Here is a 25,534-nt window from a genome sequence, read left to right as displayed (position 1 = left end):
CGCGGCGCGCGGCGGGCGCGGCGCGGGGCGGGGTCCGAACGCGGCGCGGGGCGGGGTCCGAACGCGGCGCGGGGCGGGGTCCGAACGCGGCGCGGCGCGGGGTCCGAACGCGGCGCGGCGCGGGGTCCGAACGCGGACGCGGGGTCCGGGGCGCTGGGCGGGCGCGGCGCGGGGTCCGGGACGGGGCGGCGCAAGGCGCGGGCGGCGCGCGGGCACAGGGCTCGGCGCTGATTGGCGGCCGCAGGTGAGGAACTGCAGTGCCGTGGGACGGGTCGGGCCCCGGAGCGGATGTTCCGGGGCCCGACGTCGCGAAGTCGGCCGTCAGGCGGCGGGGACCTCGGCGGTGGTGCGGATCCGGTCCAGCGTCGGTGCGGAGACCGGCGACTGGGCGGTCAGGTACGCCACGAACGCGTCCAGGTCGATCTGTGCGGTGACCAGGTTCGTCCCGCCGGTGAGGGCGCTGAACCCGTCGCCGCCGCCGGCCAGGAAGTTGTTTACCGTCACCCGGTAGGTGGCGGCGGTGTCGACCGTGGTGCCGCCGAGGGTGAGGCTGCCCCGGACCACTCGGGTGCCGGGGCACGGGTCGGCCGTGGGGGCCGTGGTGCCGTTCGGGTCGACGACGTAGCCCACGGTCGCTGACGGGTACAGCGTCCGGCCGGTGACGAACTGCTGCTCCAGGACGCAGTAGAGCTGCGCTCCGGTCAGGTCGAGCGTCACCAGGTTGTTGGCGAACGGCTGCACCGTGAACGCCTCCTCGTAGGTGACCGGACCGGCGTCGAGGTCTGCCCGGACCCCGCCTGGGTTCATGAAGGCGGCGACGGCACCCTGTTCGTCGTCGGTGGCGGCGAGCTGCGCGTCGGCGATCAGGTTGCCCAGCGGGGACTCGCCCAGACTCGTACCGAAGAGGGTTTCCTGGCTTCGGGTGATGGCCTGGGTGGTCTCGCCGACCTGGCGGCCGGCGACCGGGCCGAGCACGGTCTTGTACCGGTTGATCAGGGCGGTCTGCTTCGGGTCCTTGGCCACGTCCCGGGTGACCACGACGTTCTCGGCGCTGGCGGAGAGCACGTCCCCGGTCCGACGGTCGATCTTGAGGTCGATGTCGGTGACCAGGCGACCGAAGGAGCTGGCACTGGTGACCAGCTTGCCGTTGATGTCGCAGTTGTACGCCTGGTGGGTGTGCCCGCTGACCACCACGTCGATCGACGGGTCCATCCGGTTGGTGATGTCCACGATGGGCCCGGTCATGCCGACGCAGTCGTTGATGCCACCGGTCGGCGCCTGGGTGCCACCCTCGTGCAGCAGAACGACGATCGTCTCCACGCCCTGGCGGCGCAGCTCGCGGGCGTACCGGTTGGCGGTGACCGCCTCGTCGGCGAAGCTCAGGCCGGCGACGCCCTGCTGGCTGACGATCTCCGGGGTGCCCTCCAGGGTCATCCCGATGAAGCCGACCTTGACGCCCTGCACCTTGTGGATCGCGTACGGCGCCATCAGCGGCTTGCCGGTCGCGGTCTTGAAGGCGTTCGCGGACAGGTACTTGAAGCCGGCGCCCCGGTACGGGGTGCCGTCGGCGCAGCCGTCGACCGGGTGGCAGCCGCCGTTCTGGATCCGCAGCAGCTCGGCGGCGCCCTCGTCGAACTCGTGGTTGCCGACGCTGGCGTAGTCCAGGCCGGCCATGCTCAGCGCCTCGATGGTCGGCTCGTCGTGGAACGCGGCGGAGAGCAGCGGCGACGCGCCGATCAGGTCACCGGCGGCGACCGTGATGGTGTTCTTCTTCTTGGCGGCGGCGCGCAGCTCGGCCAGGTGGGTGGCCAGAAACTCGACCCCGCCCGCGGTCTGCCCGGCGATGGTGCCGCTGGACCCGCTCGGCGGTTCGAGGTTGCCATGGAAGTCGTTGAGGGCCAGCAGGGTGACGTCGACCGGCTTCGGTCGCGCGTCGGCTTGCTCAGGGTTGGTGGCGACCGCGCCGAGCGCGGCCACCGCGAGCGCGGTCAGGCCGACAGCGGCCCGACGCATCCCGGGTATGGACATGGAACTCCTTGTGAGATTCGGCGCGTGCGGTGCCCGGACGGTGGGTCGACCGGGCCGCCGACCGACACCGTCGGAAGGGTCGATCGCGGATGGCGGCGATTGGGGATGACCGCCTGCCCCGACAGCTTCTCATCCGGACGCCGACCGGTCGACCCAGGCAGCACATCAGAGCTGCGGGTACGCCCGAACCGGGATCGACCGGCGTTTGGTGCCGTCCGCCGGACATGGTCGGACCCAGGGTCTAGAAAGGATCGGGACAGCCAGCGCGGACGGAGGCGGCATCGTGAGCGGAACGACACCGGTGGTGGAGCAGGTGCGATCGGCGGATGGCACGCCCATCGCGTTCGAACGGTCCGGGGCCGGGCCCGCGATCATTCTGGTCGGCGGCGCGTTCAACGACCGCAACACGACCCGCGCGCTCGGTGCGGCATTGGCACCGGATTTCACGGTGATCGGCTACGACCGCCGGGGGCGGGGCCACAGCGGCGACACCGCACCGTACGAGATCGGCCGGGAGATCGACGACCTGGCCGCCGTGATCGCTGCGGCAGGTGGCTCCGCGGCGCTCTACGGGATCTCCTCCGGCGCCGTCCTGGCCGCCCTCGCCACCGCACAGGGCCTGCCGGTGACCGGGTTGGTCCTGTTCGAGCCGCCGTTTCAGGTTGGCCCACACGTGGGCGTCCGGAAAGACATCACCGCGCAGCTCATCGAGCTGATCGCCGTGGACGACCGGGACGGCGCGGTGGAGACCTTCCTCACCGCCTCGGTGGGGCTGCCCGCCGAGGCGGTCGCCGGGATGAAGGCGCAACCGGTGTGGGGCTCACTGACCGCGATCGCGCACACCCTGCCGTACGACGCGATCGTGACCGCGGGAGGGCGACTGCCCACCGACCTGGCGGCGATCACCGTGCCGACCCTCGCGGTGGACAGCACCGGCAGTCCACAGTGGCTGCGGGACGGGAGCCGCGCCGCGGCCGAGGCGGTCCCGGGCGGCCGATCCATCAGCCTCGACGGCGGCTACCACGAGGTGCCGCCAGCGACGCTCGCTCCCGCGCTGCGCGAGTTCCTGCTCGGTTGACGGCCGCTGGCCGGCCGTCTCACCACCGAATGGCGGGCGGACGTAGGCGGTCAGCCGTTGACCAGCGCCACAGGACGGGCGCTCTCAGAAGCCGCAGGTCTGGCCGGTGGAGTGGCTGACCTGCACGGTGTGTGTCACGCAGCCGCCCGCCTCGACCAGGTGCAGCAGGAAGGCGGTTGGCTCGTCGACCCAGCCGATCTGCTCGTCGGCACTCATGGTGAGCGTGCTCTGCTTCCAGGTGCTGGGTGCCACGGTGAGAACCGTGCCGGCGTACGCCGAGGTGACCGGGCGGTGCAGGTGGCCGGCGGCGACCCGGACGACGTGCCGGTGCCGACCGATCACCTCGGCGAGCGCGTCCCCGTCGGTGAGCCGGACGGAATCGGCCGCCGGGATGCCGACCGCGACCGGCGGGTGGTGCAGGCAGACCACGGCGGGCACCTCGGGCCGCCCGGCCAGCACCCCGTCGAGCCAGCCGAGCTGCTCCTCGCCGAGCTGCCCGCTGCTGCTGCCGGGGACGAGCGAGTCGAGCACCACGACCGTCGCCGCCTCGTGGTCGACGTGGTAGTAGGCGGAGAAGCCTCCCCCGAGCCACGGCGTGCCCCCGAATGCGTCGAGCAGCGACTCCCGGTCGTCATGGTTGCCGGGGACCAGGTGCACCGGCAGCGGGAACCGGCCGATCAGCTCGCGCAGCGCGGCGTACTCGTCGGGCCTCCCGTGGTCGACCAGGTCGCCGGTGATCACCACGCAGTCCGGTCGGGGTAGCAACGCCAGCACCCGGCCGAGCGCGCGGTGCAGCCCGGCGGCCGGTTCGGCGGCGAGCAGGCCGGTGGTCAGGTGCGGGTCACTGAGCTGGGCGATGAGCATGGGGGCTCGCCTCCTCGACGCCGGGAGTTCCACGCTATCGCCGGGCGCGGCACCCCGGAGGGCTCGATGCCCACAGGCTGCGTCCACAGCCTGTGGATAGCACGTGTGTACGAAGCCGGATCGACCCTGCCCCACCGTGAGTACGCTTGATCGCGTGGCTCGGAGTCGGCCGAGCCCTCCCCCTACCTGGAACGACGTGCGAGTGGATCATCAGCTAGTCATCCGTGACGTCACCGTCCGCCTGCCGATGGCGTCGAGCGCGCTGGAGGCCTGTCGGTGGACGGTCACCGCGCTGTCCCACCACACCCCGGCGACCATCTCCGTGCTGCTCGCGGTCCATGACCGCCTGCGCTGCGTGGCGGCGACCGGGGCCTGGCAGGTCTTCGCCACCGTGCCGGCACGGACCGGCATCGTCGGCAGGGTGTACGCCACCGGCACCCCCGCCGTCGTCCCGGACGTCACCGTCGACCCCGACTACCTCCCGGTACGCCTGGACGTGACGGCCGAGCTGTGCGTACCGGTGTTGGACCCGGCGGGCCGGGCGATCGGCGTGCTCGACCTGCAGTGGAGTGAGCCGATCGACCTTGAGCCGTGGCGGGAGACCGCGCAACGGCTGGCCGACCGGCTCGGCGGGCGGATCGCCGCCCTCGGTGGCCCACCGGCGGAGAGCCGCAGCGAGAAGCTGCTCCGGCACACTGCCGCACTCTCCTCCGCACCGACCGAGGGGGAGGTGCTGGGCGTGGCGGCCTGCGCCGCCCGAGAGGTGTCCACGCTCTCCACCGCGGTGCTGCTGATCGCCGACCAGCTTGGCCCGTCCCCGGTGGCGCCGAGCGACCTGGAAACCCGGATCCGCACCGAGCTGACCAAGGCGGGTCCGGCCGCACTGAACCGGATGATCGACCGGGCACACCGGTACGGCGCCGGCTACACGCTGGGCGAGGCGGGGCACCCGCCGACCGAGGACTACCGACCGCTGACCCGGGCGGGGGTACGCACGCTGGTCGCCGTCCCGGTCGGGCCGTCGGACGCTGGCGGGGTGCTGCTGGTCGCCGACGAACGTGCACTGCGCCCCGACCCGACCACGATCAGCCTGATGGAGTTGCTCGCCGGGCAGGCCTGGACGAGCCTGGACCGGCTGCGCACGCTGTCCCGGCTGCGGGAGCAGGCCAGCTCCGACCCGCTGACCGGGTTACGGCACACCGGCCCGTTCGGGCAGCGGATCGCTGCCGCCACCCCGGGGCGTACGGCCCTGCTGGCGATCGACGTGGACGGCTTCAAGACCGTCAACGACACGTACGGCCACCAGGCCGGCGACCGGGTGCTGGTCCGGTTGGCCCGGGCGTTGGAGGGGGCCCTGCGGCACGGCGACGAGCTGTACCGGATCGGCGGTGACGAGTTCGTCGCCGTGATCGAGGTGAGCCGCCCCGAGGAGGCGGTCCGGATCGCCGAGCGGCTGACCGAGGCGGCTCGGCGCATCGGCCGCACGATCAGCGTGGGCGTCGCGCTGCCCCGCCCCGGCGAGTCCCCCGATCGCACCCTCCGCAGAGCCGACCAGGCCCTGTACGCGGTAAAACGCCAAGGCCGAGACGGAGTACAACTCTCCGCCGCGTAACCCCGCCCCCGCCCCGCGCGCCCCCCCGTGCGCTCCGTGCGCGCGCCCCCACCCCAAGCTCTCGTCGATCTAGGGCATATTGCTGCGGCAGGAGATCAACTCACGACGATATGCCCTAGATCAACGTGGCCTACGGGCGCGGGGCGGGCGCGGGGCGGGCGCGGGGCGGGCGCGGGGGCGGGGCGGGCGCGGGGCGGGCGCGGGGGCGGGGCGGGGCGGGCGCGGGGCGGGGGGAGTAGGGCGGGGCGCGGGGGGTTACGGGGTTTTTAGGTCTTTGGCCAGGAGTTCGGCGATCTGGGCCGTGTTGAGGGCGGCGCCCTTGCGGAGGTTGTCGCCGGTGACGAAGAAGTCGAGGGCGCGGGGGTCGTCCAGGGCGCGGCGGATCCGGCCGACCCAGGACGGGTCGGTGCCGACTGCATCGATCGGCATCGGGAACTCCCCCGCCGCGGGATCGTCGACCAGGATCACCCCGGGTGCGTTGCGCAGCGCCTCGCGGGCCCCTTCGGCGTCCACCTCCGTGCCGAAGACCGCGTGCACGGCCACCGAGTGGCCGGTGACCACCGGCACCCGGACGCAGGTGGCGGACACCTTGAGGTCGGGCAGGCCGAGGATCTTCCGCGACTCGTTGCGGATCTTCATCTCCTCCGATGACCAGCCAGCGTCGGCCGGGGAGCCGGCCCAGGGCACCACGTTGAGCGCCAGCGGCGCCGGGAACGGGCCCAGGTCGTCGCCGACCGCCTGCCGTACGTCACCGGTCCGCGAGCCGAGCGCCCGATCCCCGGCGACCTTGGCGAGCTGGTCGTGCAGGATGTCCACGCCGGCCTTGCCCGCGCCGGAGACTGCCTGGTACGAGGCGAGCACCAACTCCCGCAGGCCGTACTCGCGGTGCAGTGGCGCGACCGCGACGATCATCGCGAGGGTGGTGCAGTTGGCGTTCGCGATGATGCCCCGGGGGCGGTTGCGAACCTGCTCAGGGTTGATCTCCGGAACGACCAACGGGACGTCCCGGTCCATCCGGAAGGCCCCGGAGTTGTCGACCGCGATCGCGCCTCGGCCGACGGCGATCGGCGCCCACTCGGCGGAGACCTCGTCGGGTACGTCGAACATCGCCACGTGGACCCCGTCGAACGCCTCGGGGGTCAGCGCCTGGACGACGAGTTCCTCGCCCCGGCAGCGCACCGTGCGCCCGACCGAGCGCTCGGAGGCGAGCAGCCGGATCTCGCCCCAGACGTTGCGGCGCCCGGTGAGCAGCTCACACATCACGGTGCCGACGGCACCGGTCGCTCCGACCACGGCGAGGGTGGGCAGCGCCGTCATCGGCGCTACCTACCCGTCCCCGCGTAGACCACGGCTTCGGTATCGCCGCCCAGCTCGAACGCGTCGTGGATGGCGCGGACGGCGGCGTCGAGGTCGGTGTCCCGGCAGACCACGGAGACCCGGATCTCGGAGGTGGAGATCATCTCGATGTTGACCCCGGCCGCGCCGAGCGCGGCGAAGAAGCCGGCGGCCACGCCGGGGTGTGAGCGCATGCCGGCACCGATCAGCGAGACCTTGCCGACGTGGTCGTCGTAGAGCAGGCCCTTGAACTTGACCGACTCCTGGATCTTGCTGAGCGCGGCCATCGCGGTCGGGCCGTCGGTCTTGGGCAGGGTGAACGAGATGTCCGTCCGGCCGGTGCCCTCGGTGGAGACGTTCTGCACGATCATGTCAAGGTTGATCTCGGCGCCGGCGACGGTGTCGAAGATCCGCGCGGCGGCGCCCGGCTCGTCGGGCACCCCGACGATCGTGATTTTGGCCTCGCTGCGGTCGTGCGCGACCCCGGTGATCAGTGCCTGCTCCACGGAAAGGTCCTCCATCGATCCGGTGACCATCGTGCCGGTGTTGGTCGAGTATGACGAACGGACGTGGATCGGCAACCCCGCCCGGCGGGCGTACTCCACGCTACGCAGGTGCAGCACCTTCGCGCCGCAGGCGGCCAGCTCCAGCGTCTCCTCGTAGGTGATCTGCTTGATGTGCCGGGCGTTGGGCACGATCCGCGGGTCGGCGGTGAAGATGCCGTCCACGTCGGTGTAGATCTCGCAGACGTCGGCGTGCAGGGCTGCGGCGAGCGCCACGGCGGTGGTGTCCGAACCACCCCGACCCAGCGTGGTGACGTCCTTGGTGTCCTGTGAGACGCCCTGGAAGCCGGCCACGATGACCACCGAGCCCTCGTCGAGCGCGCCCTTGAGCCGCCCGGGGGTGACGTCGATGATCCGTGCGCGGCCGTGCACCGAGGTGGTGATCACGCCGGCCTGCGAGCCGGTGAACGAGCGGGCTTCGTACCCCAGGTTGTGGATGGCCATGGCCAGCAGGGCCATGGAGATCCGCTCCCCGGCGGTGAGCAGCATGTCCAGCTCGCGGCCCGGCGGCAGCGGGCTGACCTGGTTGGCCAGGTCGAGCAGCTCGTCGGTGGTGTCCCCCATCGCGGAGACCACCACCACCACGTCGTCGCCGGCCTTGCGGGCGGCGACGATGCGCTCGGCCACCCGCTTGATCCGCTCGGCGTTGGCGACGGAGGACCCGCCGTACTTCTGCACCACGAGTGCCACGACGGTGCACTCCCTCCCAGCGACCCTGAGCGTGCCGACGCCGCCGGAACCGGGGCCGGCGGCGCGTGTCAGACCCCTTGAGGGTATCCGGCGGGTAACGACGCCGGGTCAGGTGATCCCACCATCCGGCCCGCGAGAGGCCAGCCGGGCCGGTCCCACCAGGTCGAAGGGGTACGCGGGTACCGCCCTTCCGACACGCCGGGACGAGCCGGTACGCGCCGGCACCCACCAACCGCTCGCACCCACCAGAATGGGCCGGTGCCCGTCCTCATCCGCCCGGCCGGCCGCGTGCTCGGGCCGCTCGTGTTCGCCCTGTCGGCTCTCCTGGTCGCCTGCACCAGTGAGCAGCCTCCGGCCCCGCCGCCCGCCGATCCGGAGCCGGTCGAGGTGGATGCCGCGCGGGACGAGCTGGCCGCCCTGGCCGCGGCTGCCCAGGACCGCCACATGGTGACGCAGTACGTGTTCAGCCGGGCGGGTCAACCGGACCGCACCATCGTCTTCACCAGCGCGAACGACGGCAGTTGGCGGGTCGACGTGCCGGGTGGCGCGTTGGGTGGCACCGCCGACGTCTCGATGGCTGCCACGACGGACGGGCTGTTCCAGTGCGCCCTGCCGTCGGCCGGCCGACCGGAGGCGGCGAGCTGCGTACGCCTCGGTGAGCGCGACGACGCGATCCCACGCCGGTCGGATCCCCGGGTCCAGCATCCGCTCACCGACTGGCTGGACGTGCTCACCGACCGGCGGGCGCCGTTGGCGGTGGCCCCGGCCAGCCCGCCCGAGGGCCTCACCGGCACCTGTTACTCGGTGGACTCCACCTCGGCCTCGCTCAACGCCCCGCTGGATGTGGGCATCTACTGCTACGACCGGGACGGCACGCCGACCGGCGTCCGGACCGGAGCCGGGACGCTGAGGCTGGCCGCCCCGCCGGGCCCGGCGCCGGCCACCGTGCAGCTGGCTGGGCCGGTGGTGGTCGACCGGGACCCGCTCGACACCGCGGCGCCACCGACCCCTGATCCGTCGGACAGCCCGGGCGCGGGAACGCCCTGATCTTCGTCCCGTTACGGGTGCTCTTGCCCACATTTGGAAGGACCACCCTGAGCCATGAATCACCCATACAGGACGATTCTCCTATGGCCGATCTCACCCCGCTCCTCGCCTACCGCTGGAGCCCGCTGGCGTTCGACCCCACCGAGGAGCTGAGCGCGGCGGAGGCGACCTCCCTGTTGGAGGCGGCCCGCTGGGCGCCGTCGCTGGGCAACCGCCAACCGTGGCGGTTCACCCTCGGTCACCGTGACGACGAGACCTGGAAGCGGATCCTGGTCAACCTGCCCGAGCACGACCAGCGCTGGGCGCACCGCGCCGCCGCACTACTGCTCGCCGCACACATCGACATCGACGCCGCGTCGGCCGACGGAGTCGCGTACGACCTGGGCCAGGCGGTCGCCCACCTCACGGTGCAGGCCACTGCGCTCGGGCTGCACGTACGGCAGGTGCTGACCGTGGACCGCGCCGGGCTCGCCGTTGACCTGCACCTTCCCGCCGACGTGCGGCCGTACGCGGTGATCGCCGTCGGGCAGCTCGGCGACCCGCTCAGCCTGCCGGCCGACCTCGTCGCCGAGGAGACCGGCCTGCGCTGCCGCCGGCCCCTGGCCGAACTGCTGCTCGCCTGATCGGGTCACCCGCCCCGGCTGGCCCCGAGCAGAACTCTCGCGGCGTCGGTGTTGCGATAGAGGACGTGCCGACCCTGCCGGGACCGGGAGACCAGACCCGCGGCGTGCAGCGCGGCCAGGTGCTGGGAGACGTTTCCGGCGGACATCCCGGTGAGTCGGGCCAGGTCGGTGGTGGTCGCCACCGTGTCGAGCAGGTGCAGCAACGCGGCCCGGCCGGGGCCGACCACGCGTGCCAGCGGGTCGCCGGGCGGCGTCGCGGTCGCCTCCCAGAGCATTCCGACCGCCCGGACCGGGTACGCCCCGGCCGGCACCGAGTCCTCCAGCAGGTTCCACAGCACCCGCCGGTCGCTGAACACGCTCGGATTCAGCGCCAGCCCGCGATCGCGAAGGTCGAAGTCCCGCTCGAACGGGTCGTCGCTCACCACCCGGTCACCGAGCCAGCGCAGGCTCGGGTGGAGCTGCTCGAAGAACCGACCGGCGCCGCCCTCGGCGAGCTGAGTGGCGCGGTACGCCACGTCGGCGTCGAGCAGCGCGCGCATCCGCGGCCAGTCCGGGGCGATCGCCTCGTCGTACCAGAACCGCACCGCGTCGATGAGCTGCGGCAGCAACCCGCGGGGATCGGCGAGCAGCGCCCGCCCGAACGGGCTCAACGGTCGGCTCGGGGTGGTCGCCAGCAGATCCCGGGCCACCACGTCCGGCGGCGTCGCCGCGATCTGGTCGAGCTGCTCGGCCATCTCCATGTTCGGCCGGGCCGCCGGGGTGAGGAAGTCGGGCAGCCAGCAACGCGGCCGGGTCAGCTCCACCAGTGGTCGGACCCGGTCGGCCACCTCGGGCCTACGTAAGGTCACCCGGGCCCGGTCGATCCAGGGCAGGTGCACGGCGTAGCGGATCGGGTTGGCCAGCGCCCACATGCTCATGACCGTCTCGTTGGCCGGCGACACGGCGAGCCGTACTCCCGCCACGTCGGCCAGGCTGAACCGTAACTCGGACACGCGCACCCCCGACGCAGGATTCGATTCAGCCTAAAAGAGTCGACCGACGCCATGGGGGCACGGTTCACTCACCGGCCATGGGGGCCAGAGAAACCATCCGCACCGCCGTCCAAAACGTCGTACCGCCGGCCGGACTGACGCGCGCCCTTGCCGTGCAGGCCATGGTCGGCGCCGTCGGCGGCGGCCTGTTCCAGGCCGGTAGCGCCGTCTTCTTCACCCGGGCGCTCGGGCTCAGCGCCGCCCAGGTGGGGCTGGGGCTGTCCATCGCGGCGGGGGTGTCGCTGCTGGGTACGGTGCCGCTGGGCGGGCTCACCGACCGGTACGGACCGCAGCGGATCTGGATCGTCGGGCTGGTGCTGGACGCGGCGCTCTTCGCGACCTACCCGTTCGTGGGCGGTTTCGCCGGTTTCCTCGCCGTGGTGGTGGCGCTGGCCGCCGTGGACGCCGCGACCGGTGTGGCCCGGCAGGTCTACTCGATCAACGCGCTCCCCCCGGCCGAACGGGTCACCGCGATGGCGTACCAGCGCTCGTCGCTGAACGTCGGGTTCGGGCTGGGTGCGGTGATCAGCGGCCTGGTGCTGGCAGTCGACACGATGGCGGCGTACCGGGGAATGGTCTGGTTCATCGCGGCGGTCTTCCTGGTGACGGCTCTCTTCGTGCGGCGACTGCCCCGGCTGCCCCAGGCGGCCCGGCCGGCGGAGCCGATGAGCCGGCTCGCCGTGCTCCGGGACCGCCCGTTCATGGCGGTGTCCCTGCTCTCCGGCTTGCTCACCGCGCATCAGACGCTCTACCTGACGGTGATGCCGCTCTGGATCCTCACCCACACCGACGCCCCGAAGACGGCGATCGCCGGGCTGGTGCTGCTCAACACGGTCCTGATCGTGCTGCTTCAGGTACGCGCCAGCCGGGGCGCCGACACCGCTCCGGGCGCGGCGAGGGCCTCTCGTCGGGGCGCCCTGCTGATCGCCCTGTTCTGTCTGGTCCTGCCGATCTCCGGGGCCACCCGGGGCACGCTCACCATCGTGGTGCTGGTGGCCGCCGCGACGGTGCTGATCCTGGCCGAGCTGATCGAGTCGGCCGGCACCTGGGGGCTCACCGCCGCCCTGCCGCCAGCCGCCCAGCGTGGCGCGTACGTGGGGGCGTTCCGGCTCGGCACGCAGGTGCAGTACCTGATCGCCCCGGCGGGACTGACCGCGCTCGGGGTGACCACCGGCGGGTGGGGCTGGTACCCGACGGCGGCGATCTTCGCGCTGGTCGGGCTGGCGATCGTACCCGTGGTGGGCTGGGCCGGACGGACGCCGCGACTGGGTGCTGCCACTCCCGAGCCGGCCATGACGCCGGTCCCATAGTCCGGACCTACCTACCCACCCCCCGTTCCATCACGTAGGGTGACCTGGTCATGTGGCAGGCGCTTCTTCTCCTTAGCCGCCGCGACGAGGCCTGACCGGCCGGCACCTCGTCGCGGAGTTGCATCGCGCCGTCCAGCACATCCGAGTTTCTTATCGGCACCCGCATGGGCACCGTCGCCCGGCACCTCGCCGACACCTTCCGATCTGCTGACGCCACATGTTCCAGGGAGCACTCTGAGATGGCTCAACCTGTCACCGACGCTGAGACCGATCCGATCGCCCGGCAACGCCCGAGCCGGATGCCGTACCACCGCTACCAGCCCTACCAGGAGCCGTTCCGGGTCGACCTGCCCGACCGCACCTGGCCCACCCGGCACGTCGACGCCGCCCCACGCTGGTGCGCCGTGGATCTCCGCGACGGCAACCAGGCGCTGATCGACCCGATGTCCCCCGAGCGCAAGCGCCGGATGTTCCAGCTGCTGGTCCAGATGGGCTACAAGGAGATCGAGGTCGGCTTCCCGTCGGCCAGCCAGACCGACTTCGACTTCGTCCGGCAGCTCATCGAACAGGACATGATCCCGGACGACGTCACCATCCAGGTACTGACCCAGTGCCGGGAGCACCTGATCGACCGGACGTTCGAGTCGCTGCGCGGTGCGAAGCGAGCCATCGTGCACTTCTACAACTCGACCTCCACCCTCCAGCGGCGGGTCGTCTTCGGCCTCGACAGGGACGGCATCGCCGACATCGCCACCACCGGCGCGCGGCTCTGCCAGAAGTACGCGGAGATCCACACCCCGGACACCGACATCTACTACGAGTACTCGCCGGAGTCGTACACGGGCACCGAGCTGGAGTACGCGCTGGAGGTCTGCTCCCGGGTGATCGACGTGATCGACCCGACGCCCGACCGGCCGCTGATCATCAACCTGCCGGCCACCGTCGAGATGGCCACGCCCAACGTGTACGCCGACTCGATCGAGTGGATGCACCGGCACCTGCCCCGCCGGGACAGCCTGGTGCTGAGCCTGCACCCGCACAACGACCGGGGCACCGGGGTGGCCGCCGCCGAGCTGGGCCTGCTCGCGGGCGCGGACCGCATCGAAGGCTGCCTGTTCGGTAACGGCGAGCGCACCGGCAACGTGGACCTGGTGACGCTGGGGCTCAACCTGTTCTCCCAGGGCATCGACCCGATGATCGACTTCTCGAACATCGACGAGGTTCGGCGGGCCGTCGAGTACTGCAACCAACTGCCTGTGCACGAGCGCCACCCGTACGCGGGCGACCTGGTCTACACCGCCTTCTCCGGCTCCCACCAGGACGCCATCAAGAAGGGCTTCGACGCCCTCGCCGCCGACGCGAAGGCGGCCGGCGTACCGGTGGACGAGCAGACCTGGGCCGTTCCGTACCTGCCGATCGACCCGAAGGACCTGGGCCGCACCTACGAGGCGGTCATCCGGGTCAACTCGCAGTCCGGCAAGGGCGGCGTCGCGTACATCATGAAGAGCGAGCACCAACTGGACCTGCCCCGCCGGCTCCAGATCGAGTTCTCCGGGGTCGTGCAGCAGGTCACCGATCACGACGGTGGCGAGGTCGACCCGGGCACCATGTGGGAGATCTTCGCGACGCACTACCTGCTCGACCACCAGCCCGACCCGGCGGTCCGGCTGGCCAGCTACACGATCGGCACCACCGACGGCAAGGTCGAGATCGAGGCCCAGGTCGGCGTGGGCGCCGAGCAGCGCTCGCTCGCCGCGGTCGGCAACGGCCCGATCGACGCGTACGTCAACGCGCTCCAGTCGGTCGGGGTGGGCGTCCGGGTGCTCGACTACCACGAGCACGCCCTCTCCTCCGGCGGGGACGCGCAGGCCGCCGCGTACGTGGAGTGCGAGGTGGACGGCCGGACGGTCTGGGGTGTCGGCACCGACGCCAACATCGTCACCGCCTCGATCAAGGCGGTCACCAGCGCCGTCAACCGCGCCCGCCGCTGATCGCAGACGCCATACCCCCGGAGTACCTGCCTACTTCGGGGGTGTGGCGGCGGGCAGCGAGTGGCAGGGCTGTGACGGCGGGGCTTCCCGGGGCGGTCGGTGGACCAGCACGAGGGCCAGCACCGCGCCGGCCACGAGCAGCCCGGCACACCATTCCATCGCGCCCCGGAACGCGTTGGTCAGCTCGCCCTTCTGCTCGTACCCGCCGCCGGAGAGGCCGACCAGCAGCGGCAGCGCCGCCACCGCGAGCAGGCCGCCGGCGCGGGACGCGGCGTTGTTGAAGCCGCTGGCCACCCCGGAGAACCGGTCCTGCACGGCGGCCAGCACCGACGCGGTCAGCGGTGCCACCACCAGGGTCAGCCCGATGCCGAAGAGCAGCACCCCGGGCAGCACGTCCCGCCAGTACGACGCGCCCGGTCCGACGCCGCGCAGCAGCAGCAGACCGACGGCGGCCACCACCGGCCCGACGGTCAACGGCAGTCGCGGGCCGATCCGCGCCGACAGCGCGCCGGCCCGGGCCGACCCGATCAACAGCAGCAGGGTCATCGGCAGCAACGCGATGCCGGTGCGGAAGGCCGACCACTCGACCACGTTCTGCAGGTAGACGGCGAAGAAGAAGGTGAAGCCGCCGAGCGCCGCGTAGACGACCACTGTGAAGATGTTCAGCACCGAGAAGAGCCGGCTGCCGAACAGCCCGGTGGGCAGCATCGCGGCGTCGCCACGCCGCCGTTCCAACAGGACGAAGGAGACGGCCGACAACACCCCGACCAGCGCCGCGATCAGCACCGGCGCTGAGTTGTAGCCGCGCGCTGGCGCGTCGATCAGGGCGTACGTGACGCCGGCGAGCGCGAGTGCTCCGAGCAGGGCTCCGGCGACGTCGAAGCGCCGTCGGGTCCGCCCTGGACCTTCGGTCCGGGAGGCGCTCTCGTCCCGACTCTCCGGCACCCAGCGCGTCGCGGCCAGCACCACCAGCACGGCGATCGGCAGGTTGAGGAAGAAGATCCAGCGCCAGGACAGCGCGTCGATCAGCCAGCCCCCGATGAACGGGCCCAGCGCGGTGGACACCCCGGACAGCCCGGCCCAGGCGCCGATAGCCCGGCCCCGGTCGTCCGGGTGGAAACTGGCCTGGAGCACGGACAGCGACCCGGGCGTGAGCAGCGCGCCGCCGGCGCCCTGCAGGAACCGGGCCGCGATCAGCCAACCGGTGCCCTGGGCCAGCCCGCACAGCACGGACGCGGCGGTGAACCAGACCACGCCGATGAGGAAGATGCGTCGCCGACCGAAGCGGTCCCCGAGTGCGCCGCCGAGCAGAACGAACGCCGCCAGCATCAGCAGGTAGCCGTTGATGGTCCACTGGAGATCGGCCACGTTCGCGCCGAGATCCTGTCCGAGCTTCGGCAGCGCCACGTTGACGACGGTGCTGTCGAGGAAGACCATGCCTGAGGCGAGTACGGCGGCGAGCAGCGTCCCACGGCCGGCGGCGGTGCCCATCCGGAGGGCAGGCGCCGGTACGGGTGCGGTCATCCCACCAATCTGCCCTGCATCATGTGGGAGACGCCACGAATTGCCAAAACCTTTCCCGGGTACTGTGCGCAATCGCCGGGAGACCGCAAGCTGGAGAGGTGTCGTCTGTGCGTACCAGATCAGGACCGCGAGTGGCGGTGGCCGCGTTCGCCGCGGCGCTGGCGCTCGGCGTGGCCGGTTGCGTCCCGCAGGACGAGCCGGACACCCCGCCGCCGAGTGACGGCGGCAACGCCGTGGAACAGTTGGGCCAACTCACCGTCGCCGCCGCAGGCTCGATGAAGGGCTACAGCCGCGACCACTTCCCGCACTGGCGGGACACTGGCAAGAACTGCGATGTGCGGGACAGCATCCTGCAGCGCGACGGCAAGGACGTGAAACTCTCCGGCTGCAACGTGGTCGGGGGCCGCTGGGAGAGCGTGTACGACGGTCGCAGCGCCACCGATCCCTCTGACGTGGACATCGACCACATGGTGCCGTTGGCCAACGCGTGGCGCTCCGGTGCCGACGAGTGGGACGATGCGAAGCGGGGGGACTTCGCCAACGACACCACCCGCCCGCAGCTCTTCGCGGTTTCGGCGTCCTCCAACCGGTCAAAGGGTGACCAGGACCCGTCTCAGTGGAAGCCCGCGAACCGGTCGTACTGGTGCCAGTACGCCGAGAACTGGGTGACGGTCAAGCACTACTGGCGGCTGACGGTGACCAGTGCGGAGAAAGCCGCCCTGGCCGACATGTTGGGGGGCTGCTCATGAGCGAAGAAGCGGCGACGGGCGCCGGGGCGACAGCTGACACCGGCCCGGCCACTGCCGGCATGACCGCGGACGGCACGGCCGAGACCCCGGCCGCCGTTCCGGGGGCCGGCATGGTCGCGGATGCTGGCGGCGCGGGTGGCGCGCAGAGCCGCACCACCGACATCGTGCCCGGGCCCGGTGGCGTGATGACCGATGAGGTCGGCGTCGTCACCGGCGACCTGACCCTGCGCACCGAGTACGCGGACGGCAAGGTCACCCTGCGGGTGCAGTACAAGGACGCGGACGAGTGGTACGTGGTGACCGGCGCGTCGGTCGCGCTGGCCGACCCGGCCGGACTGGACGCGGTGCACGGTGTCGCGGTGGGCCTGCTGAACCGCCCCGAGGGCTGAACCGCACGCCGGAGCCGTCGAGAGGTCAGGGGCCGTCCTGTGACAGGACGGCCCCTGCCGACGTCACGGGGTCGGGATCAACTCTCCCGGCGGGTCGATCGGGCCGGTGCCCTCGGTCGGGCGGACCAGCTCCACCTCAACCTCGTGCGGCCGGATCCGGCCGGCGGCGATGTCCTCGGCGAAGTGGCAGGCGACCCGGTGCCCGCCGACCACGTCGCGTAGCGCCGGCCGCTCGTCCGCGCAGCGGGTCTCCTGCGCCCACGGGCACCGGGTGTGGAAGCGGCAGCCCGGCGGCGGGTTGGTCGGCGAGGGCAGGTCGCCAGCGAGCAGGATCCGCTCCCGGCGGTCCTCCACCAGCGGGTCCGGCACCGGCACCGCGGACATCAACGCCCGGGTGTACGGGTGCATCGGTTCGCGGTACAGGTCGTCGCTGGACGCCTCCTCGACCAGCCCACCGAGGTACATCACACCCACCGTGTCGGCGATGTGCCGGACCACCGCCAGGTCGTGGGCGATGATCAGGTACGTCAGACCGCGCTCGTTCTGCAGGTCCTCCAGGAGGTTGAGCACCTGAGCCTGGATCGACACGTCCAGCGCGGAGACCGGCTCGTCGGCGACGATCAGCTCCGGATTGAGCACCAACGCCCGGGCGATGCCGATCCGCTGACGCTGGCCGCCGGAGAACTCGTGCGGGTATTTGCCCAGCGCCGACGAGGGCAGGCCGACCGCCTCCAGCGTCTCGCGCAGCCGCCGGTTCGTCTCGGCCTTGTCGCCGGCGAGCCCGTGGGCCTTGAGCCCCTCCACCAGCAGCGACTCCACCGACTGTCGGGGGTCGAGGCTGGAGAGCGGATCCTGGAAGATCATCTGCATCCGGCGGCGGGCCTGCCGCATCGCCTCGCCCTTGAGCGAGCGGACGTCGATGCCGTCGAAGATGATTTCGCCGTCGGTGGGTTCGACCAGCCGCAGCAGGCCACGGCCGAGCGTCGACTTGCCGCAGCCCGACTCGCCGACCAGGCCGTACGTCTCGCCCTTGCGGATGCTCAGCGACACGCCGTCCACCGCGTAGACGTACCCGACGGTGCGGTCGAAGAGCAGGCCACTCTTGATCGGGAAGTGGACCTTGATGTCGCGCAGTTCGACCAGAGGTCCGGTCTGTTCGGTCATCGGACCGCCACCTCCTCGGGGACGGGGTTGTTGCAGCGGAGGTCGCCGCCGGTAGCGGTGGGTTCGAGCGGCGGGGGCCCTTCGAGGCAGGCGTCCACGACGTTGTCGCAGCGCGGCGCGAACGCGCACCCCTCGACCCACGGGATGTTGTCGGAGACCGACCCACGGATCGCGTGCAGCCGCTCCCCCCGTGGCGAGTCGAGCCGAGGCACCGAGTTGAGCAGCCCGTGCGTGTACGGGTGCCGGGCGTGCGCGAACAGATCGTGCCGTCGCGCCCGCTCGACCACCTTGCCGCCGTAGAGCACGTTGACCGTGTCGCAGAGCCCGGCCACCACACCCAGATCGTGCGTGATCATGACGAGCGCGGTCCCGGTCTCGTCCACCAACTGCTTGAGCAGAGCGAGGATCTGCGCCTGGATGGTCACGTCGAGCGCGGTGGTCGGCTCGTCGGCGATCAGCAGCCGGGGCTTGCACGCCAGCGCGATGGCGATCAGCGCGCGCTGGCGCATCCCGCCCGAGATCTGGTGCGGGTACTCCGTGAGCCGCCGCTGCGGGTCGGGAATCCCGACCGCGTCGAGCAGCTCCCGCGCCTCCCGCAGCGCCTGCTTACGGTCGCGGCCCTGGTGGCGCTCCAGCACCTCGGCGACCTGGATCCCGATCGGAATGACCGGATTCAGTGAGGAGAGCGGGTCCTGGAAGATCATGCTGATCTCCCGACCGCGCCGGTCGCGCATGTCGTCCGGCCGCAGCTTCAGCAGGTCGGTGCCCTCGAAGAGCACCTCCCCGGTGACCTTGTTGCCCCGCTTGGGCAGCAGGCCCATGATGGCCAGGCTGGTCACGCTCTTGCCGCAGCCGGACTCGCCGACCAGGCCGACCGTCTGCCCCGGCTCCACCGTGAAGCTGACCTTGTCGACGGCGGTGAAGGGCCGCTCGCCGCGTCGCTGGAAAACCACGTTCAGGTCACGGACGTCGAGCAGGCTCATCGCGTCACTTCCTCACTGCTTTGGTCCTTCGCTCGCGACTGCGGGGCTCGCAAGCTCACTCCTCGCGCTCGCCCGAGGCAGGGTCCGGCCGTGCTGGTTGCGCGCACCGTCGTCACCGCCGGTTCTTCGGGTCGATCGCCTCGCGCATCGCCTCACCCAGCAGGGTGAAGCCGAGCGCGACCACGATGATCGCCAGCGCCGGGTAGTACGCCAACTCCGGGCGGACCTCGAAATAGCGCTGACCGTCCACGCCGAGCATCAGGCCCCACTCGGCCCGGTTGATGTCCGGGTCACCGAGGCCCAGGAAGGAGAGCGCCGCAGCGTCCAGGATGGCCACCGCGAAGGTCAGGGTGGCCTGCACGATCACCGCGGTCAGCGAGTTGGGCAACATGTGCCGCAGCACGATGTTGCGCTCCTTCACGCCGAGCGCGCGGGCGGCGAGCACGTGATCGCTCTCCCGCTGAGCCAGCATCGAGCCGCGCAGCAGCCGGGCGAAGATCGGCACGTTCACGATGGCCACCGCGAAGATGACCGTCCACTGGGTCGACCGGCTGGCCATCGCGACCAGGGTGATCGCGAGCAGCAGGCTCGGCAGGGCCAGCATCACGTCGGTGAGACGCATCAGAACCACGTCAACCCAGCCGCCGAAGGCGCCGGCGATCGCGCCGATCAGCACGCCGAGCGCGAGACCGATGAGGGTGGCGAGCACGCCGACGAAGAGCGTCTGCCGCGCGCCGTAGATCATGCGGGACAGGAAGTCCCGGCCGAGCGGATCGCCGCCGAACGGGAATGCGCTGCTGGCACCCGGAATGGTGTCCACGGTGAGGTTCTTTGTCAGCTCGTCGAAGCGCTGCGCCGGATCGTGTGGCGCGATCAGCGGAGCGAAGATCGCCACCAGGATGAACAGCCCCACGATGCCGGCCCCGACGATGGCGACCGGGTTGCGCCGCAGCCGGCGCACCGCGTCCCGGATGAGGCTCACCCCGCCCCGGTCGGCCGCACTCGCCTGTGCCAGCTCGTCCAGCCGTGCCTTCTTGCGGTCGCCGAGCAGGCCGATGCTGCGCTCGCTCATACCGGGGCGTGGTTTGTCGTCCCCGGGGCGGGGAGCCGGCGTGCCGGCCTGGGTGATCGGGTCACTCATCGCACACGCACCCTCGGGTCGATGAAGGCGTAGGAGAGGTCGACCAGCAGGTTGACCATCACGAAGACCAGCGCGGCCAGCAGGATGATCGCCTGGAGCACCGGGTAGTCCCGGCCGCCGCTGATCGAGTCGGTGATCAGCGTGCCGATGCCGCCCCAGTTGTAGACCTTCTCGGTGAGCACCGCGCCGGAGAGCAGCGCGCCGGTCTGCAGCCCGATGGTGGTGACCACCGGCAGCAACGCGTTGCGCATGATGTGCCGGCCGCGGATGGTGCGGTGCCGCAGGCCCTTCGCCTCGGCGGTCCGCACGTAGTCCTCGTTGAGGACGTCGAGCACGCTGGCCCGGGTGATCCGCACGATCACGGCCAGCGGAATGGTGGCGAGCGTGATCGCCGGCAGGATCAGATGCCACAACGCGTCCGCGCTGGCGTCGAACTCCCGGGTGAGCAGGCCGTCGAGCACGAAGAAGCCGGTGATGTTGGTGTTTTCCAGACCGGTGGTGAGCCGCCCTGAAGGCGGGAACCAGTGGATGTTCTGCGTGAAGACGTCCTTGAGCAGGTAGCCCAGGAAGAAGATCGGGATCGAGATACCGAGCAGGGTGCCGGCGATGGTGAGGTTGTCCAGCGCCCGCCCACGCCAGCGGGCGGCGAGGTAACCGAGCGGCACCCCGAGGCCGACGGCAATGATCATCGCGGCGAGGGCCAGCTCGATGGTGGCCGGGAAGGCGCGGCTGATCACCTCGGTGACGGGGTCACCGGTCCGAATCGAGTTACCGAAGTCGCCGGTCAGCACCCGCTGCATGAACTTGCCGTACTGCACCAGGATCGGCTGGTCGTAGCCGAGCGCCTTAATCAACAGCGCGCGACGCTCGGGCGTGGCCCGCTCGCCGAGCAGCGCCTCGACCGGCCCACCGGGCAGGTTCCGCAGCCAGATGAAGATCAGCGCCGACAACGCTATAAGGGTCACCACCAGCTGCAGCAGCCGGCGGACTATGACTCGCAACATCTCTCACACACCAGACTCTCGATGATCGCGGAATCGGCCCGGACCGGGAAGGAGCCCCGGACCGGGCCGATCACGCCTACGGCATCAGCCGACGGACGTCACTTGCTGACGCTGACCGTGTTGAACCGCTCGTCGGTCAGCGGGCTGGCCACCAGGCCCTTGACATCCTTGGTGACGACGATCGCCGGCGGCGCGTGCCAGACCGGCACAGCCGGCAGCCACTTCGCGGCGATGTCCCGGTTGACCTGCTCCCAGGCCGCCTTCTTGCCCGCCTCGTCGACGGTGGCGTCGGCCTTCTCGATGGCGTCGAACATCTCGGTCATCGACTGGTCGCCGAACTCGGCCTTGGCGCGACCGAAGAACGTGCCGACGAAGTTGCCCGGGTCGTTGTAGTCACCGGTCCAGCCGAGGATGTGCAGGTCGTGCTTGCCGAACTGCTGCACGTCGTCCTTGAAACCACCGTTCCACGGACGAGGCACACCGTTGACCTTGATGCCCACGGCCTGCAGGTCGTTGGCGAGGACGGTGAAGATCTCCTGCGGGTTCGGCATGTACGGCCGGGAGACGTCCGGCGGGTAGTAGAAGTTCAGCGTCAGACCCTCGGCGCCGGCCTCCTTGAGCAGCTGCTTGGCCTTGTCCGGGTTGTACTCGTACTTCTGCACGTCCGGGGCGTAGCCGAGCACGGTGTCCGGCAGGAACTCGTCGGCGACCTTCGCGCCACCCGGGCCCTTGGTCTGCACCAGCTGCTGACGGTTGAGCGCGTAGGCGATCGCCTGACGCACCCGCAGGTCCTTCAGCTTCGGGTTCTTCTGGTTGATGCCCAGGTAGAGGATGTTGAAGGCCGGACGGTTGACGACCTGGAAGCCCTCACTCTCGAGCGCCTTGCGGTCGGCCGGGGCCGGGAAGTCGATGCCCTGGACGGTGCCGGCACGGAGCTCCTGCTTGCGGGTGCTCTCGTCCTTGATGACCTTGATGATCACCTTGTCCACCTTGGCCTTGTCGCCAAAGTAGTCCGGGTTGCGGTTCAGGGTGATCTCGTTCTTGGCCTTGTCCCAGCCACCGAAGGTGAACGGGCCGGTGCCGACCGGGTTGGTGGTGGCGAAGGCGCTGTACTCGAACGAGTCGCCGTTCTGCTTCACCGTGTCGGAGTCGTACTTCTTCAGGGCTTCCGGGCTGGCGATCGAGAGCGACGTCAGCGCGAAGGCACCCGGGAAGGCACCCTTGTACTTGTTCAGGGTCAGGACGGCGGTCCCGTCGTCCTTGGCCTCGCACTTGTTGTAGATCGACTCGCCAGCGCCCTCGGCCTCGTTCTTCGCGAACCCGCCGAAGGTGTCCATGTAGTAGATCATCTGGGACTGGGCGGCAGCGCCCTTCATGTTGTACCAGCGGTCGAAGTTGAAGCAGACCGCAGCGGCGTTGAACGGCGTACCGTCGTGGAACTTCACGCCCTGGCGGAGCTTGAACGTCCAGACCTTGCCGGCCGGGTCGTGCTCCCAGCTCTCGGCCAGACCGCCCTGAAGGTCGGCGGTACCCGGCTTGTGGCTCACCAGGGTGTCGAACATCTGCCGGACTGGCCGGAACGACTCACCGTCATCGTTGAAGATGGGATCGAAGTTCTTCGGGTCACCGGCACCCGCGAAGATGAAGGTGCCGCCAGTCTTGGCCTCGCCACTGTCACCGTCGCGCTCGCTCTCCGCGCAGCCGGCCGCGCCGACCGCCAGAGCGGCAACGGCCGCGATGGCCACAGCCGTTTTAAGCCTTCTCGCCTGCATCTCTCACCTCTGTCATGCGCATGACCACCCGAGTTGTGGCTCGGTCCGTGTGCGGGAGGCTATGACATGTCACACGTGAAGCGGAACGGGCGTTAGGCAATCGCTATCAAGCCGACACCTTGCGCCGGGGTCTGACAGTCGACGGCACGGCGAATGCATAGGGCGACACATCGATCCACACGGGGTCGGATGCCGCGACGGGGTGGCACCGTCGATGACGGCACCACCCCCGCAGGTACGTGCTCAGACGGCCCGGCGGCCCTCGAAGGCCCGGCCCAGGGTGATCTCGTCGGCGTACTCCAGGTCGCCACCGACCGGCAGCCCGCTGGCCAGCCGGGTCACCGCGATGCCCATCGGCTTCACCATCAGCGCCAGATAGGTGGCGGTCGCCTCGCCCTCGGTGTTCGGGTCGGTGGCCAGGATCAGCTCCCGCACCGTGCCCTGGCCGAGCCGGATCATCAGCTCGCGGATGCGCAGATTGTCCGGACCGATCCCCTCCAGCGGATTGATCGCCCCGCCCAGCACGTGGTAGCGGCCGCGGAACTCACCGGTCCGCTCGACGGCCACCACGTCCTTGGGTTCCTCCACCACACACAGCACCTCGTCGGTGCGGCGCTGGTCGCGGCAGATCCGGCACTGCTCGGACTCGGCCACGTTGTAACAGGTCGTGCAGAACCGCACCAGCTCCTTGACCTTGCGCAGCGCGCCGGCCAGCCGGTTGACGTCGGCCGGATCCGCCGACAGCACATGGAACGCGATCCGCTGAGCGCTCTTCGGACCCACGCCCGGCAGACGACCCAGCTCGTCGATCAGATCCTGGATGGCACCTTCGTACATCTGCCGGCTCAGAAACCGGGCAGGCCGAGGCCGCCCATGCCGCCGGCAACCGGGCCCATCTTGCGCTCGGTCAGCTCCCGTGCCGCCTCGGCGGCGTTGTGCACGGCCGCGACGACCAGGTCCTCCAGCGTCTCCACGTCATCCGCGTCGACGGCCTTCGGGTCGATCTTGATGGCCTTGAGCTCACCGGAGCCGGAGACGGTCGCGGTGACCAGCCCGCCGCCTGCGGTGCCAGTCAGCTCGGCCTCGGCCAGCTCGGCCTGAGCGGCGGCAATCTGCTGCTGCATCTTCTGCGCCTGCTTCAGCATCTGCTGCATGTTCGGCTGTCCACCTGGGCGCACGGATGGCTCCTTCTCGCACTCGTCTGCTCGACCGCCGCCCAGCCTAACCGCTGGGACCGACCCTGCCCCCGCCCGGTGCGTCCGCCCGCGCCGAACGTGCCGGGCGAGGGCGGAGCGGCTCAGATCCGGTCGTACTGCTCCCGTACCAGCGACTCGACGGCGGTGACGGTGTCCGACGATCCGCCGACCGCGCTGACGACCACCACAATCTCGTCCTGCCTGGCGACCGCCCAGACGCCTCCTTGGTCGTCACCGACGAAGGCCATCGCGCCCGGAACGTCGTCGATCTCCACCACCTCGCCGGGACTTGCCTGCTGGAGATCGACGTAGGACCGCTCGAACTGGTTGGCCGACCCAACCGAGCTGAACTGGACCAGGGTGATCGTCACGGAGGTGGCATCGCGGCGGGTCCACGCCGTGCCGGCGGCGTGCAGCACGTCGTCGCGTACCTGCGCGGCGAGGAGCAGTGTCCCAGCATTGAAGACCGGCAGGATCCGACCGAAGTCGACCTGGTCGTCGACGGCGGCCGGATCGGCGGGCTTCGAGTCGGACGGAGCCGCAACCACCAGCGCACCGAGATCGGGGTGCAGGTCGACGGCCGGATGAGCCGCGTACCAGATCACCGTGACGAAAACCGCTGCGGCGACGGCACCCGCCACCACGCCGGCTACCGGCCCCGGACGCCGCCACCACGGCGCCGTGGCCGGCCGGGCGCCCAGGCGCGGACTCTGCCAGACGAACGATGTCGTATCCGCCGAAGCCTGCGGGTCACCCACGGCGGATTCATCGACGCGTGCCACCTCCTGGGGCGTCGGTGCGGTGGAGACCGCTTCCGGTGCTGGTGGCGCGGCGGGGCCGGCCGGCGGTGGGGCCACCGGCAGGGTCGAGACGGCGCCGGCCAGCAGCAGCATCCCAAAGAGCGCGAGCCACAGGCCGCCGAGGAAGTTCGTGCTGGGGTAGTCGTCAATCGCGAAACCGCTGGCGTCGACGGCCGCACCGCCGGGCATGAGGTTGGTGACCGCCAGCACCACGCTGAGCAGCGCGGCGGCCAACCGTACGGCGGGACGCCACGGCGGCCGCACCCAGGCAACCACGAGCATCGCCAGCAGCAGCGCCCACCCGACGTACAGCACCGGCCAGAAGCCTGCGAGGTCGGTCAACGCGTACGTCCGCACTTCGGTCGAGGTGGTCCGGCCGACCAGCCTGTCCATCGAGTCCTGACCCTCGTGTACCGCCACCCATGGCATCGATCGCGCCTGAGCCAGGGCCACCAGACCGACGACCGTCATCGCCGCCGCCTTCGCGTGTCGGCGGCCGAACCTGACGGTGCCGGCGGAGTCCGACGTGCTCCGCTCCGGACTCGAGGTGATCTTCACGGCGCACATCCTGACAGCGCCCCAAACACTCGTCCACCCCGTTCGGAATCCGTGAAGGGTACGGCTACCACTACCCGCAACG

At 70.9% G+C, this 25,534-nt stretch carries 22 protein-coding genes; 8 read left to right on the top strand and 14 right to left on the bottom strand.

Features of this window, described 5'->3' with window-relative positions; all coding sequences use genetic code 11:
* Positions 1-321: 321 nt before the first annotated feature.
* Positions 322-2,028, bottom strand: coding sequence for a bifunctional metallophosphatase/5'-nucleotidase (locus tag ABZS37_RS28555; RefSeq protein WP_355173978.1), 1,707 nt, complete (start codon positions 2,026-2,028; stop codon positions 322-324).
* Between the two features lie 283 nt (positions 2,029-2,311).
* Between ABZS37_RS28555 and ABZS37_RS28550 the strand changes: the two genes are divergently transcribed.
* Positions 2,312-3,106: an alpha/beta fold hydrolase gene (locus ABZS37_RS28550; RefSeq protein ID WP_355173976.1), complete on the top strand. Its 795-nt coding sequence runs from the start codon at positions 2,312-2,314 to the stop codon at positions 3,104-3,106.
* Between the two features lie 84 nt (positions 3,107-3,190).
* Here ABZS37_RS28550 and ABZS37_RS28545 read toward each other — a convergent pair whose 3' ends face one another.
* The gene (locus tag ABZS37_RS28545; RefSeq protein ID WP_355173974.1) at positions 3,191-3,970 is read right to left on the bottom strand and encodes a phosphodiesterase; all 780 of its coding nucleotides are present in this window, start codon (positions 3,968-3,970) and stop codon (positions 3,191-3,193) included.
* 202 nt (positions 3,971-4,172) lie between these two features.
* On the opposite strand from ABZS37_RS28545, the gene ABZS37_RS28540 reads away from it, so the two are divergent.
* Positions 4,173-5,582, top strand: a complete 1,410-nt coding sequence (locus ABZS37_RS28540; RefSeq protein WP_355173972.1) for a sensor domain-containing diguanylate cyclase — start codon at positions 4,173-4,175, stop codon at positions 5,580-5,582.
* 255 nt (positions 5,583-5,837) lie between these two features.
* Here ABZS37_RS28540 and ABZS37_RS28535 read toward each other — a convergent pair whose 3' ends face one another.
* On the bottom strand, positions 5,838-6,899 hold the full coding sequence (locus tag ABZS37_RS28535; RefSeq protein ID WP_355173970.1) for an aspartate-semialdehyde dehydrogenase: 1,062 nt from the start codon (positions 6,897-6,899) through the stop codon (positions 5,838-5,840).
* 5 nt (positions 6,900-6,904) lie between these two features.
* On the bottom strand, positions 6,905-8,170 hold the full coding sequence (locus ABZS37_RS28530; protein ID WP_354994644.1) for an aspartate kinase: 1,266 nt from the start codon (positions 8,168-8,170) through the stop codon (positions 6,905-6,907).
* Between the two features lie 258 nt (positions 8,171-8,428).
* Between ABZS37_RS28530 and ABZS37_RS28525 the strand changes: the two genes are divergently transcribed.
* Complete coding sequence (locus ABZS37_RS28525) at positions 8,429-9,217, top strand: hypothetical protein (RefSeq protein WP_355173968.1); 789 nt, start codon at positions 8,429-8,431, stop codon at positions 9,215-9,217.
* Between the two features lie 83 nt (positions 9,218-9,300).
* The gene (locus ABZS37_RS28520; RefSeq protein ID WP_355173966.1) at positions 9,301-9,840 is read left to right on the top strand and encodes a nitroreductase family protein; all 540 of its coding nucleotides are present in this window, start codon (positions 9,301-9,303) and stop codon (positions 9,838-9,840) included.
* A gap of 5 nt (positions 9,841-9,845) precedes the next feature.
* Here the strand turns inward: ABZS37_RS28520 and ABZS37_RS28515 are convergent, their stop codons facing one another.
* Positions 9,846-10,832, bottom strand: a complete 987-nt coding sequence (locus ABZS37_RS28515; protein WP_355173964.1) for an ArsR family transcriptional regulator — start codon at positions 10,830-10,832, stop codon at positions 9,846-9,848.
* A 77-nt stretch (positions 10,833-10,909) separates the two neighbouring features.
* On the opposite strand from ABZS37_RS28515, the gene ABZS37_RS28510 reads away from it, so the two are divergent.
* Positions 10,910-12,181, top strand: a complete 1,272-nt coding sequence (locus ABZS37_RS28510) for an MFS transporter (protein WP_355173962.1) — start codon at positions 10,910-10,912, stop codon at positions 12,179-12,181.
* Between the two features lie 239 nt (positions 12,182-12,420).
* Positions 12,421-14,172 carry a 2-isopropylmalate synthase gene (gene leuA / locus ABZS37_RS28505; protein ID WP_355173960.1) on the top strand — a complete coding sequence of 584 codons (1,752 nt, stop codon included), beginning with the start codon at positions 12,421-12,423 and terminating at the stop codon, positions 14,170-14,172.
* A gap of 30 nt (positions 14,173-14,202) precedes the next feature.
* On the opposite strand, the gene ABZS37_RS28500 is transcribed toward leuA, so the two are convergent.
* Positions 14,203-15,696, bottom strand: coding sequence for an MFS transporter (locus tag ABZS37_RS28500; protein WP_355173958.1), 1,494 nt, complete (start codon positions 15,694-15,696; stop codon positions 14,203-14,205).
* Between the two features lie 107 nt (positions 15,697-15,803).
* Here ABZS37_RS28500 and ABZS37_RS28495 point away from each other — a divergent pair, with 107 nt between their 5' ends.
* Complete coding sequence (locus ABZS37_RS28495) at positions 15,804-16,445, top strand: HNH endonuclease family protein (protein ID WP_354994651.1); 642 nt, start codon at positions 15,804-15,806, stop codon at positions 16,443-16,445.
* Positions 16,442-16,834 carry a hypothetical protein gene (locus tag ABZS37_RS28490; RefSeq protein WP_355173956.1) on the top strand — a complete coding sequence of 131 codons (393 nt, stop codon included), beginning with the start codon at positions 16,442-16,444 and terminating at the stop codon, positions 16,832-16,834. Before ABZS37_RS28495 ends, ABZS37_RS28490 begins: the two co-directional genes overlap by 4 nt.
* Before the next feature lie 63 nt (positions 16,835-16,897).
* Here the strand turns inward: ABZS37_RS28490 and ABZS37_RS28485 are convergent, their stop codons facing one another.
* The 8 genes from ABZS37_RS28485 to ABZS37_RS28450 form a co-directional block, all read right to left on the bottom strand.
* Positions 16,898-17,998 (bottom strand): oligopeptide/dipeptide ABC transporter ATP-binding protein, encoded by a 1,101-nt coding sequence (locus ABZS37_RS28485; RefSeq protein WP_355173954.1) that lies wholly within the window; start codon positions 17,996-17,998, stop codon positions 16,898-16,900.
* Positions 17,995-18,981, bottom strand: coding sequence for an ABC transporter ATP-binding protein (locus ABZS37_RS28480; protein WP_354994654.1), 987 nt, complete (start codon positions 18,979-18,981; stop codon positions 17,995-17,997). Before ABZS37_RS28480 ends, ABZS37_RS28485 begins: the two co-directional genes overlap by 4 nt.
* Positions 18,982-19,093: 112 nt before the next feature.
* A complete protein-coding gene (locus ABZS37_RS28475) occupies positions 19,094-20,053 on the bottom strand; it encodes an ABC transporter permease (RefSeq protein ID WP_355173984.1) in 960 nt (319 codons plus the stop codon).
* A gap of 65 nt (positions 20,054-20,118) precedes the next feature.
* A complete protein-coding gene (locus ABZS37_RS28470; RefSeq protein ID WP_355173952.1) occupies positions 20,119-21,126 on the bottom strand; it encodes an ABC transporter permease in 1,008 nt (335 codons plus the stop codon).
* 98 nt (positions 21,127-21,224) lie between these two features.
* Entirely contained in the window at positions 21,225-22,898 is a 1,674-nt protein-coding gene (locus tag ABZS37_RS28465; RefSeq protein ID WP_355173950.1) for an ABC transporter substrate-binding protein, read from the bottom strand.
* Between the two features lie 243 nt (positions 22,899-23,141).
* Positions 23,142-23,735, bottom strand: a complete 594-nt coding sequence (gene recR / locus ABZS37_RS28460) for a recombination mediator RecR (protein ID WP_354994657.1) — start codon at positions 23,733-23,735, stop codon at positions 23,142-23,144.
* Positions 23,736-23,743: 8 nt separating this feature from the next.
* Complete coding sequence (locus tag ABZS37_RS28455; RefSeq protein ID WP_030489880.1) at positions 23,744-24,052, bottom strand: YbaB/EbfC family nucleoid-associated protein; 309 nt, start codon at positions 24,050-24,052, stop codon at positions 23,744-23,746.
* 143 nt (positions 24,053-24,195) lie between these two features.
* A complete protein-coding gene (locus tag ABZS37_RS28450) occupies positions 24,196-25,452 on the bottom strand; it encodes a hypothetical protein (protein WP_355173948.1) in 1,257 nt (418 codons plus the stop codon).
* Positions 25,453-25,534: the final 82 nt, after the last annotated feature.

Origin of the sequence: Micromonospora sp. NPDC005413 (assembly GCF_040606435.1) — a bacterium.
Lineage (GTDB): Bacteria > Actinomycetota > Actinomycetes > Mycobacteriales > Micromonosporaceae > Micromonospora.
This window is presented reverse-complemented; position numbering and strand designations above follow the sequence as displayed.

Excerpts from the sequence above, each read along its gene's own strand:
- ABZS37_RS28555 (WP_355173978.1), bottom strand. The coding sequence starts at position 2,028 with ATGTCCATACCCGGGATGCGTCGGGCCGCTGTCGGCCTGACCGCGCTC.
- ABZS37_RS28545 (WP_355173974.1), bottom strand. The coding sequence starts at position 3,970 with ATGCTCATCGCCCAGCTCAGTGACCCGCACCTGACCACCGGCCTGCTC.
- ABZS37_RS28535 (WP_355173970.1), bottom strand. The coding sequence starts at position 6,899 with ATGACGGCGCTGCCCACCCTCGCCGTGGTCGGAGCGACCGGTGCCGTC.
- ABZS37_RS28520 (WP_355173966.1), top strand. The coding sequence starts at position 9,301 with ATGGCCGATCTCACCCCGCTCCTCGCCTACCGCTGGAGCCCGCTGGCG.
- ABZS37_RS28510 (WP_355173962.1), top strand. The coding sequence starts at position 10,910 with ATGGGGGCCAGAGAAACCATCCGCACCGCCGTCCAAAACGTCGTACCG.
- leuA (WP_355173960.1), top strand. The coding sequence starts at position 12,421 with ATGGCTCAACCTGTCACCGACGCTGAGACCGATCCGATCGCCCGGCAA.
- ABZS37_RS28500 (WP_355173958.1), bottom strand. The coding sequence starts at position 15,696 with ATGACCGCACCCGTACCGGCGCCTGCCCTCCGGATGGGCACCGCCGCC.
- ABZS37_RS28490 (WP_355173956.1), top strand. The coding sequence starts at position 16,442 with ATGAGCGAAGAAGCGGCGACGGGCGCCGGGGCGACAGCTGACACCGGC.
- ABZS37_RS28485 (WP_355173954.1), bottom strand. The coding sequence starts at position 17,998 with ATGACCGAACAGACCGGACCTCTGGTCGAACTGCGCGACATCAAGGTC.
- ABZS37_RS28480 (WP_354994654.1), bottom strand. The coding sequence starts at position 18,981 with ATGAGCCTGCTCGACGTCCGTGACCTGAACGTGGTTTTCCAGCGACGC.
- ABZS37_RS28475 (WP_355173984.1), bottom strand. The coding sequence starts at position 20,053 with ATGAGCGAGCGCAGCATCGGCCTGCTCGGCGACCGCAAGAAGGCACGG.
- ABZS37_RS28470 (WP_355173952.1), bottom strand. The coding sequence starts at position 21,126 with ATGTTGCGAGTCATAGTCCGCCGGCTGCTGCAGCTGGTGGTGACCCTT.
- ABZS37_RS28465 (WP_355173950.1), bottom strand. The coding sequence starts at position 22,898 with ATGCAGGCGAGAAGGCTTAAAACGGCTGTGGCCATCGCGGCCGTTGCC.
- recR (WP_354994657.1), bottom strand. The coding sequence starts at position 23,735 with ATGTACGAAGGTGCCATCCAGGATCTGATCGACGAGCTGGGTCGTCTG.
- ABZS37_RS28455 (WP_030489880.1), bottom strand. The coding sequence starts at position 24,052 with ATGCAGCAGATGCTGAAGCAGGCGCAGAAGATGCAGCAGCAGATTGCC.